Source organism: Solimonas sp. K1W22B-7 (assembly GCF_003428335.1).
GTDB lineage: Bacteria > Pseudomonadota > Gammaproteobacteria > Nevskiales > Nevskiaceae > Solimonas_A.
On the sequence record NZ_CP031704.1, the window covers coordinates 5,201,003 to 5,216,156 of the forward strand.

The following is a 15,154-nucleotide window of genomic DNA, read 5'->3' on the forward strand; positions in this document are numbered from 1 at the left end:
GGAGCCTAGCGCTCGATCGTGTACAGCAGGTCGCCGCCGGCCTCGACGCCGGACTCGGTCTGCAGCTTGAAGCCATGGCCGAGGTCGTAGGCCAGCTTGAACAGGTTGCCGGGCTGGAAGATGCCGATGCCGTAGCTGACGTAGAGCTTCGGCGACAGGTACTTGCCCACGGTGAGCCGCGCCTGGTCGGAGGTCTCGCCGGGCTTGGAGCCCACGGAGATGTCGTCCAGGCCGATGCTGCTGCGCAGGCGGCCGGCGAGGAAGTCGCCGCCGCTGAGGCCCAGGGCCAGCGCGGCGTTGGCCAGCATGCTGCGGTCGCCCTCGGTGTTGTTGCTTTGCTCCATCGGCCGGCCGAGGATCAGCCAGGACAGCTGCTGCTGCTGGATCATCGACGGCGTCGAGTAGAGGCTGAACTGCGGCTTGTCCAGCGTGCCGCGCACGCTGACGCCGACGGTCACATCGTCGGTGGGCTTGCGCTCGGCGCGCAGCTCCAGCAGCGGCTTGGTGATGAAGCCGCCGTTGTAGATCAGCTTGCCGGTCTCGATGCTCAGGTCCTGGCCGTAGGCCTTGTAGCGGCCGCCGGTAAGGCTGATCTCGCCGGCGGCGCGGGTGTCGCGGCCGGTCTCCTCGTAGATGGTGATGCCGCCGCCGAGCTTGGTGGTGAGGCCGTAGCCCTTGAAGCTGACCTTGTCGCCGAGCTTCAGCCGCACCTCGGCCAGCAGCTTGAGCAGGCCGCCCGGCTCGGGCACGCGGCCGTCGCGGCCGACGATCACCTGGTCGGAGCTGGGGCCGATGCCGGTGTTGATATCGGCCGGCGTGATCTCGGCGCGCGGCACCAGCACCTCGCCGGTGACCTGCAGCTGGCGCTTCTGCAGGCCCAGCTTCAGGTCCGGCGAGATCCAGACCTTGGCGCTGGGAATGCGCGCCGCCTGGAAGTCCTTGCCGCTGACGCGGATGTCGGCCTGCACCGGGTCGCTGCGCGGGTCGATGCGGCCGGCGATGCGGATTTCACCGCCGCCGGAGGAACCGGAGATGTCGAGGTCGAGCACGCCCTCGGAGCCGCCGCGCAGGCTGCCCTTGAGGTCGCCGATCTCGATGCCGGGCGTGGCCAGGCGCAGCTTGCCGTCGCGCAGCGCCAGTTCACCCTGCACCAGCGGCTGCTCCAGCGTGCCGCCGAGCTTGAACTGGCCGCCGATGGAACCTTCCACCGAGGTCACCTCGGTGGTGAACAGGCGCAGCCAGGTCAGTTCCGGCAGTTCCACCTGCAACTCGCCGGACAAGGGCCGCTGCACCAGCAGCGCCCCGGGGCCCAGGCGGGCGTCGAGCTTCGCCAGGCCCTGCGCAAACGGCAGGTCCAGCTTCGCGCGCAGCGAGTCGCCTTCCTGCAGCAGCTGCGCGGTGCCGGGCTTGAACTCGAACAGCTTGCGCTCGTTGACGCTCCAGTGGCCGGCGCTGGTGGCGAGGTCGGCGCGCAGCACGGCAATCTGGCCGGCGGGCGTGAGATCCAGCTGGCCGTCGCCGTCGATCCTGCCCTCCACCTCCCAGCCCTTGGGCAGGAAGGGCTGCAGGTAGGCGTAGGCGAAGTCTTCAAGCCGGAAGGCCAGGCGCTGCTGGCGCGCATCGCGCAGCAGCCTCAGGCAGGCGCGTGCAGGGGCGCTGCCCCAGCAGGCCGGCGCCAGCGATTGCGCGGTGGCGGACAGCTCCAGCGCCGCCGGCTGTTCCAGCGTCCAGGCGGCGAGCTGCACCGGCGCCAGGCGGCCGCTGGCGAGCTGGCCGTGCCAGGTCTGCCGCTGCAGGTCGGCGGCACCGCGCAGTGCCAGTTCGGCATCGCCCTGGTCGGTGTCGGCCGCCAGCTTCAGTTCATGTTTTGCCAGGCTGCCGTCGAGCTCCAGCGCGGCGCTGTGGAGGACCAGGCCGGCGCGTGCGTCGGCGACCTTCAGGCGTACGCGGTTGTTGCGACGCAGGTCCAGGTCGCCATCGAGCAGCAGGCTGGCGACGCTGATTTCGCCGGCGGCCAGGCCACGGCCATCGACGGTCGCCTGCAGCTTCCAGTCCTCCGGATTGCTGCTGGCGCGCAGGTCGGCGTCGGCCTGCAGCTTCAGCGTGGCCAGGCCGTATTGCTGGTAGTGCAGCCGCTGCGCCTCGGCCTGCAGCCTGACGCGTGGGCCTTCCACCGGGCCCTGTGCCTGCGCGCGCGCCTGCACGCGGCCGCCGAGGCCGGGCCACAGCGGCGCCAGGTCGCTGCTGGCCAGCTCCGCCCTGGCGTCCAGCAGCGGCCAGACCTGGCCGCTGGCCTTGAGTTGCGTCGGCCCGCTGCGCAGCTCGGCCCGCGCCAGCGTCAGCGTGTCGTCGGCGTAGAGCCCCTCGGCCTTCAGGTCGAGGCGATACTGGCGCCAGATCGAATCGAACAGTTCGGCGCGGAAATCGATGCGCGGCTTGTCGCCGTCCATCTGCGTCTGCACGCGGAAGCGGCCATTGACCACGCCCGCCAGCGCCGGCATCAGCTGCTCGGGGTGGATGTTGCGCATCTCGCCCTCGGCATCGACGCGCAGCTGCGGCGCCCAGGCGATGTCGGCCTTCGCGTCGAGCTTGCCGCCCAGCCCCTTGGCCTGCAGGCGCTGCAGGCGCAGCGTCTCCGCCGTGCCCTCGCCCTCGGCCTCGAGGTCCACCGCGGCGCGGGCCTCGGCAAAGCGCGCCTTGAGCCGGTAGGCATAGGACTCCAGCGAACCCTTGATCGCCGCTTCACCCTGCGGGCTGGTCAGCAGGGTTTCACCCAACAAGGGCCAGCGCAGCTCGCGCCAGCGCAGCGTGGCGTCGAACTCGCCGGCATAGGCGTACTCGCCACTCAGCTCGGCAGCACCCGGCCCGCTGAGCTTCAGCTGCTTCACCTGCACGCGCTCCGGCGACATCAGCAGCTCGGCCTCGGCCTGCAGCGGTCCGGTTTGCGGCAGCGTGGCCGTCAGCTTGCGCAGTTCGATGCGGCGGCCGATCCAGCGCAGGTCCAGGGCGATGGCGTCGATCTGCAGCGCTGGCTGTTCACCGGGCAACTGCAGGCGCAGCCGCTGCACCCCGGCCTTGACCACGCGCAGGCCCAGCGGCAGCTCGCTGATCGGCGGCGAGTCTTCCTCGTCCGGCGGCGTATCGCGGACCTGCACGTCGACCGTGCCGGCCTGCAGGTCGACGATGCGCAGGCGTCCGCGCAGCAGGGAGCGCGGGCGCCAGCGCAGCGAGACCCGGTCGATCTCCACGCGCACGCTGTCGTCTTCGTAATGCAGGCCACGCAGTTCCAGCGGGCTCAGCAGCGAGCCCTCCACCGCTTCGATGCGCAGGCCCGGCACCCAGGCCTGCGCCTGTTCGGCGGCATAGCGCGTGCCGGCCGGCGTGCCGAGCAGCCAGGCTGCCAGCAGCGGCGGCAGCAGCAACAGGGCCAGCAGCACCAGCAGCGCGCGCTTCACAGGCCCACCCGGATGCCGAGGTGCAGGCGCAGCCCGCTTTCGCCGCCGTCCAGCGGGTGGGCGACGTCGGCCTGGATGTAGCCCACCGGCGAGCGGTAGCGCGCGCCGATGCCGATGCCCTGGAACAGCTTGGGCATGACGTCGTCGTCGGCACCGCCGGCGTCATAGAACACCGCCGCGCCCCATTTGTCCCAGAAGTAGTAGTCGCTCTCCAGGCTGAAGCCGGCCAGGAACTTGCCGCCCACCACCTTGCCGTCGGCATCCTTCGGCCCGATCGACTGGTAGGAGTATCCCCGCACCGACTGGTCGCCACCGGCGAAAAAGCGCTGCGAGGCCGGCAGGTCGGAGAAGTCGTCGACGATGTTGGCGCCGTACTCGATGCGGCCCAGCACGCGGCCCTTGCGCGACCAGGGATACACCCCGCGCAGGATGCCATGGGCCTGCACGAAGCTGGCGCTGGACAGCGCGCCCTTCTGCGCGCCGTGCGAGTCCAGGAACAGCGCCCAGCCGCGCCGCGTCAGGATCTGGTCGTTGAGTTCGCTGCGGTTGAGCTCGATGCCGGGCATCAGCAGGTCGGCAGTCTGGACCCTGTCCGACAGCTCCGATTCTTCATGCTCGAAGCTCAGGTACCACTTGCGCTTCCAGTGCCCGGGGAAGCGGTTGAGGCTGGTGTTGAGCACGTACTTGAGGCTTTCGCCGTCCTCGTAGCGCTCGGTCTGCACGGCACCGCCGAAGCCCCAGTACTCGCCCGGCTTGCGTCCCAGGGGGACGCGGTACTCGCCGCTGGCGTTGTTCTTGATCTGCGACAGCTGCACTTCGGCATGCAGCTTGTGGCCTTCGCGGTTGAAGTAGCGCACGTCGTTGGCCACCGAGGCGCGGGCACCGGTGTCGGTGCCGTAGCCCACGCCGAAGTCCCACTTGCGCTTGGGACGCGGCGTGGTGCGGATCAGCATCGGGATGCGCTGGTCCTTGGCCTGTTCCCGCTGCGGATCGATCTCGACGCTCTGGAAGTAGTCCAGATCGGTCAGCGCGAACTGGGTGTCGACCAGCTTCTGCGGATCGAAGGGCTCGCCTGGCTCGATCGTGACGTAGCGCTCGGCGATGCCCGGCTTGAGATTGGTCTGCTCCACCGTCACCGGCCCGAAGAAGTAGCGCGGCCCGGTGCTGAGGATCAACTCGATCTCGGCGCTGCGCTCCTCAGGGTTGACCCGCAGCTGCGAGCTGACGAAGGCGGCGTCGAGGTAGCCCTCGGCATAGGCGGCCTGCGCCAGGCGGGTCTTGGCCTCTTCGTACTGGCTGTGCTGCAGGCGTTCGTAGGTGGTCAGCGGAAAGCGCCGGAAGACGCGGCGGAAGATGCGGTCCTTCTGGCCCTCGCCCTCCACCTCGACGTCGATGCGGGTGATCAGGGTCGGCAGCCCCTTGTCGATGGTGTAGCGCGCCTTCCAGTCCGGGGCCTGCCCCTCCAGCACCGACTCGATCTTCGGGCTGTAGTAGCCGAAGGGCTGCAGGGCCCCGCGGATGTCCTCCCCGGCGCGCGCATGCAGGCCTTCCACCAGCAGGTCGTCCAGGTCCGGCGACTGGGCGGCGGCGCGGATGCGCAGGCGCAGCTCGACGTTGTCCTTCTCCACCCCCTCCAGCCCCAGCACCTCGACCTCGATACCGGCCTGCGCCGCGCCCGCCCACAGCAGGAGCGCGGAAAGCAGCCAGCGGCAGCGGCGGGATGGCAGGGGGGTGGAGGTCACGGCATCTGAATTGCTTGGGTTCTTATTATTGACGTAGCGGCCGCAAGTTTGAACCGCGAGGCCTCACGGCGTCTTTCAAACTGCCGTCAGCCACTGCAATATTGTGGCTTCACAGTGAAGTGACGGCGCCTGATTTCGACAGCCGCCTTGCCAGGGAGTGCCCCATGCAGCAGAAGCTGACCCTCGTCATCGGCAGCAAAACCCTATCCAGCTGGTCGCTCAGACCCTGGCTGTTCCTGCGCCACCACGAGGTGCCGTTCGAGGAAATCCTGGTGCCCCTGGGCCAGCGGGACAGCCGCGCGCGCATCCTGGAGCATTCTCCCAGCGGCAAGCTGCCCTGCCTGCTGCAGGGGCCGCTGAAGGTCTGGGAGTCGCTGGCGATCTGCGAATACGCCGCCGAGACGCTGGCCCTGCCGCTGGCCTGGCCGATGGACCCGGCGGCGCGGGCACTGGCCCGGGCCATGAGTACCGAGATGCATGCCGGCTTCGCCGAACTGCGGCGCGAACTGCCTTTCGACGCGCTGCGCAAGCCGGAACCGCTGCAGGTCGGCGCCGGAGCGGCTGCCGACATCGCCCGCGTGCGCGCGCTGTGGCGCGAGGCGCGCAGCCAGCACGGCCGCGGCGGACCCTGGCTGTTCGGGCGCTTCGGCATCGCCGACGCGATGTTCGCGCCGGTGGCGCTGCGCTTCCACGCCTACGCCGTGAACCTGGACGGCCCTGAGCGCGAGTATGTCTTCAATGTGCTGATGCACCCGGCGGTGCAGGACTGGCTGGACGCGGCGACGCTGGAGCAGCCGATCCGCGAGACCCCGGCCGAGCGCACCGCGGAGTTCCTGGTGGCCGCCGAGCCGGAACCCGCCCCCGCGCTGGTGCCAGCGCCAGAACCGGAACTGCCGGCCACCACGATCGAGATCGTGCCCGCGCCGTTGCCGCCGACACCGGCTCCGGTCGCGGCGGAGCCGTTGCGCCTGGATCCGGAACTGCTGACCCCGATCGCTTCGCCGCGCTACTTCGACGACCCCGCCGAAGCCTCGGCCGAGGATGACGCCGCCATGCGGGCGACGCTGGAAGAGCTGACGCGTCCGCGTGCCGCCACCGTGAGAACCGCCGGCACCATGCTGGTGATCGACAGCACCCCGGCCGCCGAAGCCACCGGCGGCGGCGAGCCGATGCAGAAGCTGCGGTCCTTCATCCTGCCGCCCTGAAGGGGGCGGCGCCCTCAGCGCAGCTTCAGGCGCGCCTGCGGCGGCGGTGCTTCCGGGATTTCGGCGGGGCGGTCGGCCGCCTGGATGCGATAGCCCTTCTGCCTGAGCAGTGCGACCAGGCCGTCGGGCCCGTAGAGATGCGCGGCGCCGACGATGATCAACTGCGGCTTGTCGCCGTCGAGCGCGCCCTGCAGGCGCTGCAGCCAGGCGCGATTGCGCCCGGCCAGCAGGCGTTCGTAGATTGCCGGCGTGCGGGCCTTGAGCTGGGCACCCAGTTCCTCCAGCGCGGCACCATTGCCCTCGCGCCAGGTGCGCAGCAGGTCGGCCGGCTCGCTGCCGGCCTCGATCAGTTCGTCGACGGTGGCGGCGAGGATCTGTTCGGACTGCGCCGCCGAGGTGTCGGTGAACAAGGCCAGATGCGCCTGCGGCTCCTCCAGCCAGTGCACCGGCTTTTCGTCGGTCACGGCACGCTTGTAGAACTGCTGGTCGATGCCCAGCTCGGCGCGAAAGCCGGCGTGCTGGTAGCTGAACAGCTCCAGCGACAGGGCGCAGAACCAGGCGCGGAAGGGCTCGCACATCGCCATCGGCATGCCGACGCTGCCGGCGCGGCGTACCAGGCGCTCGTACAGCGCCGGGGCGACGCTGGCCTTCAGCGGCTTGTCGGCCTTGGCGGCGGCGAGCAGCTTCGACTGCAGGTCGGGGCTGGACAGCGCCGCGATGTCGCTCTCGAACACCAGTTCGGCTGAACGCAGGTAGGCCTGCTCCAGGCCGTCGGGCAGCTGCTCGGCGTCGGCCGGCAGCAGGTGCACCGAACCCAGCAGGTAGTGCTTTGCCTTGGGGCCGTCCACCTCCCACAGGAAGGGTGCGCGCGACGGCCCCTCGGCCAGCGCCGGAACGGCGCTCAGCGTGCACAGCAGGGGCAGCAGCCAGCTTCGGAAAGTCTTCATGTCGGTCAGCGCGGCCTCTGCGCGCTAGGGCGCACCTGCAGCCAGGCCGCGTGGTCTTCGCGATGGCCCAGGGGATCGCGGCCCTGCAGGAACAGGTCCATGTACTCCAGATCGTCGAAACCCCAGAACAGTTCCGCCTTTCCCGCAGGATCCTGCGCCAGCATCGCCGGTACGCCGAAGATGCCGGCGGCCACCGCGGCCTCGGTGTTGTCGCGCAGGCGGTCCTTGACCGGGCCCGAGGCGGCCTCGCTGAGCCAGGTGTCGGCGTCCAGGCCGGTCTCGGCCAGCACCGCGCGCAGGGCCTCGGTATCGCTGACCGGGCGGCTCTCGGCCCAGGCGGCGCGGAACAGCGCGTCGATCAGCTTCAGTCTCTGCTCGCCGGGCTGGCCGCAGCAGGCCAGGCGCAGCGGCAGCAGCGGGTTGAAGGGGTGGGAATGCGGCGGCGCCAGCGGGATACCCAGCTGCCGCGCCTTGCGCAGTACGTTCCAGATCATCCACTGGTTCTTGGCCGGCACCTCGGCCGGCCCCTTCTGGCCGTGGGCGTTGAGCAGGCCGGCGAACAGCACCGGCACCGGTTCCAGCAGCAGGCCGTGGCGCTGCGCCAGCGCCGGCACGCGGTTCCAGGCAAGCCAGGCGTTGTGCGAGATGAAGTCGAAGAAGAAATAGAGCCGGCGCGGGTCGTCAAACATTGACGGTCCCGTCGGCGGTGCCATCGGCTTCGGCACCCGGCATCAGCCAGTCGGTGCCGGCACGGGTGTCGCCGCCCAGGCTGGCGAAGTCGAACAGCTTGGGGTCGGCCAGCTGCGAGGGCGCGACATTGGTCAGCGAGGCGAACACCTGCTCGATGCGCGCCGGATGCTCCTTCTCCCAGGCTTCCATCATGCGGCGCACCTGCTTGCGCTGCAGCTGCTCCTGCGAACCGCAGAGGTTGCAGGGGATGATGGGGAAGGCCTTGAGCCGGGCGTAGGCAGCGATGTCGCGCTCGCGGCAATAGGCCAGCGGGCGGATCACGACGTTGCGGCCGTCGTCGGACTGCAGCTTGGGCGGCATCGCCGAGAGCTTGCCGCCGTGGAACAGGTTGAGGAAGAAGGTGGCGACGATGTCGTCCTTGTGGTGCCCCAGCGCGATCTTGGTGAACCCGTGCTCGGCGGCGTAGCTGTACAGCGAGCCGCGGCGCAGCCGCGAGCACAGCGAGCACATGGTCTTGCCTTCCGGAATCACGCGCTTGACCACCGAGTAGGTGTCCTGCTCGATGATGTGCCAGGGCACGCCCAGGGCCTTCAGGTACTCCGGCAGGACGTGCTCGGGGAAGTCGGGCTGCTTCTGGTCCAGGTTCACGGCCAGCAGCTCGAACTTCACCGGCGCCTTCTGCTGCAGCTGCAGCAGCATGTCCAGCATGGTGTAGCTGTCCTTGCCGCCGGACAGGCAGACCATGACGCGATCGCCATCGACGATCATGTTGTAGTCCATGATCGCCTGGCCTACCTGGCGGCGCAGGCGCTTGTTGAGCTTGTTCTGCTCCAGCTGGAGCGTGCGGGCATCCTGCTGGACGTCACGGGCTACGGCAGACATCGGTACAGCCTTGTTTCTGGGGGCGACCGCACTATTGTGGCACGTCGGCTCCCCCGGCGGCCTTGGCCAAGGAGCCTGTCAGCGCGCCGGAAGGCGCCGGAGCAACTCGGCCTGGTCCAGGCCCTCGATCTCCAGCAGCTTGCCGGCCTGGGTTTCACCGCGCAGGACGCGGATGCGCGACCTGGGCACGCCGAGGGCCTCGGACAGCAGGGCGATGACGGCCTGGTTGGCCTTGCCCTTCTCGGGGACGGCGGTGACGCTGACCTTGAGGGTTTCACCCATCCAGCCCGTCACGGCATCCCGCGAGGCCTTGGGGCTGACCTTGAGCTGCAGGCGGGCGGTCATTCAGCGGCTGATCCGGGTCGCTTCTGCTAGCATGTCGGCCCTTTTTCGCTCCAGGGCAGAGCCATGCAAGCCGCAGAAAATTCCGTCGTTTCCATGCATTACACGCTGACCAACGCCAAGGGCGAAGTGATCGACAGCTCCCAGGGCAGCGATCCGCTGACCTACCTGCACGGCGCCGGCAACATCATCCCGGGCCTGGAAAAGGCCCTGCTCGGCAAGCAGGCCGGCGACAAGCTGCAGGTCACGGTGTCGGCGGCCGAAGGCTACGGCGAGCGTGACGACAGCCTGATCCAGCAGGTGCCCAAGCGCGCCTTCCAGGGCGTGCCGAACATCGAGCCGGGCATGACCTTCCACGCCCAGAGCAGCCAGGGCCCGATGCGGGTCATGGTGACCGCGGTGCAGGGCGACATGGTCACGGTCGACGGCAACCACCCGCTGGCCGGCGAAACGCTGAACTTCGACGTGGAAATCACCGAAGTGCGCGCGGCCACGCTGGAAGAGATCGCGCACGGCCACGCCCACGGCGCCGGCGGCCACCACCACTAAGCGGACAACGGGGGATTCCCGCTACCGCGCCAGGTCCGGCGCGTAGCGGGCGTCCCAGCCGTCGCGCTGGCCGACGATGCGGCGGTCCTGCCACAGCACGAAGGCCTTGGTCCGCAGGGCCTTGCCGACGTCGCTGACCGCCAGCTCCAGGCTGCTGGCCATGCGCAGGTTGCCGCTGCTCCATTCGCTGCGCCCGGTCTTGCTGCGGCGCAGCTGCGGGTACTGGCCGCGGAAGCTGTCGAGGTAGGGTTGCGCGGCCTTCGGCCGGAATTCCACCTCGAACAGGCGATCGTTGAAGAACTGCAGGGTCAGCCCGCCGATCTGGCCCAGGTGCTTGTATTCCTCGACCGTCACGCGGTCCAGGTCATAGGGCGGGAATTCCTCCGGCACCCTGCGATGGTTGGTACTCAGCGAGGGCTGGTACCCGGCCTTCTCCAGCGCGGCGTAGACGCTGTCGACATTGGCATAGCTGCGGAATGCCATCAGCTCGATGGCCGAACTCTCGACCTTGGTATAGGCCTGGTAATCCGAAACCTGGTGGACCTCGATCTCCTCGATGACCTCGGCCGGCTTCGCCGGCACGGCGCTGGCGGTGGCCGGAGCGGCCGCCGGGGCGGGGGCCACGGGAGCGGGGGCGGGTTCGGGGGCAGGAACAGGAGCAGGCGGCGGGACCACCGGGGCCGGGGCCGACGGCGCCACCACCACCTCTTCGACCGGCGCCGGGGCGGGTGCAAGCTCGGCCGGCGCACTGGCTTCCACCGGCGGGGCTGCGGCCACTTCCGGCGGCGCGCTGCCGCTGCTGCCGGCCAACTGGCGCACCCATAGCGCCACCATGATCAGCACGGCGCCACCGGCCAGCCAGCGCAGCGGCCGCCACTTGCGCCACCAGTCGGGCGGAGAGAAGGGATCCTTTTGCGGCTTGCGTGCGGTCTTTTCCATGACCCCGCGATTAGAGCCTGTCGGCCTGCGCCCGGCAACTGGTCGGGCACACGACGCGCGATTCTCCGACAGCGCCCGCCCACCGCCCAGGTCGGGCTATACCCTTGGCCGTGGCCCGATGCGCAGATTGATCAGGCCCAAATGGATCTCGCGCATGAAGCACAGCAGGCCGGTGATGAAGGCCAGCATCGCGGCGATGAACAGGAAGGCCACCACGGCGAAGGCATTGAGGTCGAACACCGCCGAGACGAACAGGGTCACCACCACCAGCGCCACAAGCAGGGCGCAGCCGACGCAGCAGCCGATGGCGACCTGCAGGTAGCGCGCGCGGCGCGCCAGCACCCGCAGCTCGGCCTGGTAGGCGATATCGGGCGCGACCGGGTCGGCAGCAGCGGGAAAGCGCTCTTCCAGCTTGCGCGCCTTGTCGATCACCCGCGCCAGGCGGTTGGTCAGCACGCCGAGCATGGAGCCGATGCCGGCCAGCAGGAACACCGGCGCCACCGCCAGCTGGATCGTGTGGGCGATCGACAGGACCTGACCTTCCTCGACCATGGCGTCCCCTTCAGTCCTCGGGCTCGTAGCCCAGGTTGGGCGACAGCCACTTCTCGGCCTCGGCCAGCGTCCAGCCCTTGCGGCGGGCGTAATCGGCGACCTGCTCGCGGTTGATGCGGCCCAGCACGAAGTACTGCGATTGCGGATGCGAGTAGTACCAGCCACTCACCGCGGCGCCCGGCCACATGGCATAGCTCTCGGTGAGCTGGATGCCGCAGTTGTTCTCCACGTCCAGCAGCTGCCACAGCTTGCCCTTCTCGCTGTGCTCCGGGCAGGCGGCATAGCCCGGGGCGGGGCGGATGCCGGCGTACTTCTCGGAGATCAAAGCCTCGTTGTCGAGGTGCTCGTCCGGCACGTAGGCCCAGAACTCCTTGCGCACGCGCTGGTGCAGGCGCTCGGCGAAGGCTTCCGCCAGGCGGTCGGCCAGGGCTTCGAGCATGATCGCGCTGTAGTCGTCGAGTTCCTTGCGGAAGGCGGCGACCCGCTCGGCGCAGCCGATGCCGGTGGTGACGGCAAAGCCGCCGACGTAGTCGTGCAGCCCGGTCTGCTTCGGCGCCACGTAGTCAGCCAGGCAGCGGTTGGGCACGCCCTCGCGGTGATCGCCCTGCTGGCGCAGGTTGAGCAGGCGCGCGGCCACGGCCTGGCGCGTCTCGTCGGTGTAGACCTCGACGTCGTCGTGATCCACCTGGGCGGCCGGGAACAGGCCGATCACGCCAGCGGCGCGCAGCCACTTCTCGTTGATGAGCTGGTCGAGCATCGCCTGCGCGTCGGCGAACAGCTTGCGCGCCGCATCGCTGGTGGCGGGGTTGTTGAGCAGCTCGGGGAACTTGCCCTTCATCTCCCAGGCGATGAAGAACGGCTGCCAGTCGATGTACTCGCGCAGCTCGGCCAGCGGGTAGTCCTTGAACACCTTCACGAACTGCGTGGCGTGCTCGTGGTGGTGGTCGCAGGCCGGGCCTTCGCAGACGTCCTTGGCCTGCTGCAGCAGCATGCGCGGACGCGGCGGGCGGTAACCGCTCCAGTCGATGGGCGTGCGGTTGGCGCGGGCCTTGTCCAGCGGCAGGAACTTCTCCTGGCGGTCCTTGGCGGCGTGGCGCTCGCGGATCTGGTCGTAGTCCTTCTTCAGCTCGGCCAGCAGCTTCGGCTTCTGCTCGGCCGACAGCAGCGCGGCGGCGACCGGCACCGAACGCGAGGCGTCCTTCACCCACACCACCGGGCCGTGGTAGGCCGGGTCGATCTTGACCGAGGTATGCGCGCGCGAGGTGGTGGCGCCGCCGATCAGCAGCGGGATGTCGAAGCCCTGGCGCTCCATCTCCCTGGCGAGATTCACCATCTCGTCCAGCGAAGGCGTGATCAGGCCCGACAGGCCGATGATGTCGGCCTTCTCGGCGCGGGCGGCGTCGAGGATCTTCTGCGCCGGCACCATCACGCCGAGGTCGACAACGTCGTAGTTGTTGCACTGGAGCACGACGCCGACGATGTTCTTGCCGATGTCGTGCACGTCGCCCTTGACCGTGGCCATGATGATCTTGCCGTTGGCGCGCGACACCTCGCCCGGCTTCTTCTCGGCCTCGATGTAGGGGATGAGATAGGCCACCGCCTTCTTCATCACGCGCGCCGACTTGACCACCTGCGGCAGGAACATCTTGCCGGCGCCGAACAGGTCGCCGACGACGTTCATGCCGTCCATCAGCGGGCCCTCGATGACCTCGATCGGGCGCTTGCCCTCGGCGGACAGGGACGCGCGCAGTTCCTCGGTATCGACCTCGACGTACTGGTCGATGCCCTTGATCAGGGCGTACTTGATGCGCTCGCGCGGCGACTGCTCGCGCCAGGCCAGGTCCTCGACGCGGGCCTCCTGCTTCTCGCCCTTGAAGCGGCCGGCGATCTCCAGCAGGCGCTCGGTGGCGTCCTCGCGGCGGAACAGGATCACGTCCTCGATGCGCTCGCGCAGTTCCGGATCGAGCTGGTCATAGACCATCAGGGCGCCGGCATTGACGATGCCCATGTCCATGCCCTCGCGGATCGCGTGGTAGAGGAACACCGAGTGGATCGACTCGCGCACGTGGTTGTTGCCGCGGAACGAGAACGACACGTTGGACACGCCGCCGCTGATCAGGGCGTGCGGCAGGTTGGCCTTGATCCAGGTCACGGCCTGGATGAAATCCAGGCCGTAGAGGTTGTGCGCCTCGATGCCGGTGGCGACGGCAAAGATGTTGGGGTCGAAGATGATGTCTTCGGGCGGGAAGCCGACCTGGTCGACCAGGATCCGGTAGGCGCGCGCGCAGATGGTCTTGCGGCGCTCCAGGGTGTCGGCCTGGCCGTCCTCGTCGAAGGCCATGACCACGGCGGCGGCGCCGTACTTGCGGCACAGGCGCGCCTGCTCGATGAACTTCTCCTCGCCTTCCTTCATCGAGATGGAGTTGACGATGGGCTTGCCCTGCACGCACTGCAGGCCGGCCTCGATGATCTCCCACTTGGAGGAGTCGATCATGATCGGCACGCGCGCGATGTCGGGTTCGCTGGCGATCAGGCTGAGGAAGCGCACCATGGCGGCCTTGCCGTCGAGCATGCCCTCGTCCATGTTGACGTCGATCACCTGCGCGCCGGCCTCGACCTGCTGGCGCGCCACCGCCACCGCGGCGGTGTAGTCGCCGGCCTTGATCAGGTCGCGGAACTTGGCCGAGCCGGTGACGTTGGTACGCTCGCCGACGTTCACGAACAGCGTGTCCTCGCCGATATTGAACGGCTCCAGGCCGGACAGGCGGCAGGCCGGCGGCGGCGTGGCCGGCTGGCGCGGCTGGATGCCCTCGACCGCCCGGGCGATGGCGCCGATATGGTCGGGCGTGGTGCCGCAGCAGCCGCCGACGATGTTGACCAGGCCGGCCGTGGCGAACTCGCCGACGATGGCGGCGGTGTCCTCGGGCTTCTCGTCGTACTCGCCGAAGGCATTGGGCAGGCCGGCATTGGGATAGCAGGACACCAGGCAGTCCGCCAGGCGCGACAGCTCGGCGATGTAGGGCCGCATGTCCTTGCCGCCCAGCGCGCAGTTGAGGCCCACCGCCAGCGGCTTGGCATGGCGGATGGCGTTCCAGAAGGCCTCGGTGGTCTGGCCCGACAGGGTGCGGCCGGAGGCGTCGGTGATGGTGCCGGACAGGATCACCGGCCAGCGCGCGCCCAGTTCCTCGAACAGGGTCTCGCAGGCGAAGATCGCCGCCTTGGCGTTGAGCGTGTCGAAGATCGTCTCGATCAGCAGGATGTCGGAGCCGCCGTCGAGCAGGCCGCGCGCCTGCTCGATGTAGGCCGTCACCAGCTCGCTGTAGCTGACGTTGCGGAAGCCCGGGTCGTTGACGTCCGGCGAGATGCTGGCGGTGCGGTTGGTGGGGCCGATGGCGCCGGCGACGAAGCGCGGCCGCTCCGGCGTGGAGTGCTCGTCGGCCGCCTGGCGCGCCAGCCTGGCGGCCTCCAGGTTCAGCTCGTAGGCCAGCGCCTCCATGCCATAGTCGTGCAACGCGACCGTGGTGGAGTTGAAGGTGTTGGTCTCGATGATGTCCGCGCCGGCCGCGAGGTACTGGCGGTGGATGTCCAGGATGATCCCGGGCTGGGTCAGCACCAGCAGGTCGTTGTTCCCCTTGACGTCGCGGTGCCAGTCGCGGAACCGTTCGCCACGGTAGTGCTCTTCCTCGAGCCGGTGGCGCTGGATCATGGTCCCCATGGCGCCATCCAGGATCAGGATGCGGCGCTTGAGCAGGTCTTGCAGCAGGGCGTGGCGGGCGGGAATGGACATGGCGGGCGGCACGGCTAAAAGAGGGCAATTGTATCCGTTAATGCGGATGGGCGGATGCTGACGC

10 protein-coding genes and 1 pseudogene are annotated in these 15,154 nt (G+C 69.2%); 2 read left to right on the top strand and 9 right to left on the bottom strand.

Annotated features, from left to right (window positions below):
- Positions 1-5: 5 nt before the first annotated feature.
- Together D0B54_RS23280 and D0B54_RS23285 are read right to left on the bottom strand one after the other, a co-directional pair.
- Positions 6-3,455, bottom strand: coding sequence for a translocation/assembly module TamB domain-containing protein (locus tag D0B54_RS23280; protein ID WP_117294663.1), 3,450 nt, complete (start codon positions 3,453-3,455; stop codon positions 6-8).
- Positions 3,452-5,197, bottom strand: a complete 1,746-nt coding sequence (locus tag D0B54_RS23285) for an autotransporter assembly complex protein TamA (RefSeq protein ID WP_117294665.1) — start codon at positions 5,195-5,197, stop codon at positions 3,452-3,454. Before D0B54_RS23285 ends, D0B54_RS23280 begins: the two co-directional genes overlap by 4 nt.
- Positions 5,198-5,361: 164 nt before the next feature.
- On the opposite strand from D0B54_RS23285, the pseudogene D0B54_RS25275 reads away from it, so the two are divergent.
- A pseudogene (locus tag D0B54_RS25275) lies at positions 5,362-6,000 on the top strand (glutathione S-transferase family protein); the annotation flags it as partial.
- Positions 6,001-6,416: 416 nt separating this feature from the next.
- Here the strand turns inward: D0B54_RS25275 and D0B54_RS23295 are convergent.
- The 4 genes from D0B54_RS23295 to D0B54_RS23310 all read right to left on the bottom strand — a co-directional run bounded on the left by D0B54_RS23295 (position 6,417) and on the right by D0B54_RS23310 (position 9,266).
- Positions 6,417-7,349, bottom strand: coding sequence for a TraB/GumN family protein (locus D0B54_RS23295; RefSeq protein ID WP_117294668.1), 933 nt, complete (start codon positions 7,347-7,349; stop codon positions 6,417-6,419).
- A gap of 5 nt (positions 7,350-7,354) precedes the next feature.
- Positions 7,355-8,038: a 2-hydroxychromene-2-carboxylate isomerase gene (locus D0B54_RS23300; protein ID WP_117294670.1), complete on the bottom strand. Its 684-nt coding sequence runs from the start codon at positions 8,036-8,038 to the stop codon at positions 7,355-7,357.
- Positions 8,031-8,921, bottom strand: a complete 891-nt coding sequence (gene ttcA / locus D0B54_RS23305) for a tRNA 2-thiocytidine(32) synthetase TtcA (RefSeq protein ID WP_117294672.1) — start codon at positions 8,919-8,921, stop codon at positions 8,031-8,033. Before ttcA ends, D0B54_RS23300 begins: the two co-directional genes overlap by 8 nt.
- Positions 8,922-8,999: 78 nt before the next feature.
- Positions 9,000-9,266 carry a DUF167 domain-containing protein gene (locus D0B54_RS23310; RefSeq protein WP_117294674.1) on the bottom strand — a complete coding sequence of 89 codons (267 nt, stop codon included), beginning with the start codon at positions 9,264-9,266 and terminating at the stop codon, positions 9,000-9,002.
- Positions 9,267-9,329: 63 nt separating this feature from the next.
- On the opposite strand from D0B54_RS23310, the gene D0B54_RS23315 reads away from it, so the two are divergent.
- Positions 9,330-9,812: an FKBP-type peptidyl-prolyl cis-trans isomerase gene (locus D0B54_RS23315; protein WP_117294676.1), complete on the top strand. Its 483-nt coding sequence runs from the start codon at positions 9,330-9,332 to the stop codon at positions 9,810-9,812.
- Between the two features lie 21 nt (positions 9,813-9,833).
- Here D0B54_RS23315 and D0B54_RS24650 read toward each other — a convergent pair whose 3' ends face one another.
- From D0B54_RS24650 to metH, 3 genes are all read right to left on the bottom strand, one after another.
- Positions 9,834-10,751: a hypothetical protein gene (locus D0B54_RS24650; RefSeq protein WP_205527222.1), complete on the bottom strand. Its 918-nt coding sequence runs from the start codon at positions 10,749-10,751 to the stop codon at positions 9,834-9,836.
- 96 nt (positions 10,752-10,847) lie between these two features.
- Positions 10,848-11,303, bottom strand: coding sequence for a DUF2721 domain-containing protein (locus D0B54_RS23325; protein WP_117294678.1), 456 nt, complete (start codon positions 11,301-11,303; stop codon positions 10,848-10,850).
- A 10-nt stretch (positions 11,304-11,313) separates the two neighbouring features.
- Positions 11,314-15,090, bottom strand: coding sequence for a methionine synthase (metH, locus tag D0B54_RS23330; protein ID WP_117294679.1), 3,777 nt, complete (start codon positions 15,088-15,090; stop codon positions 11,314-11,316).
- Positions 15,091-15,154 lie beyond the last annotated feature (64 nt).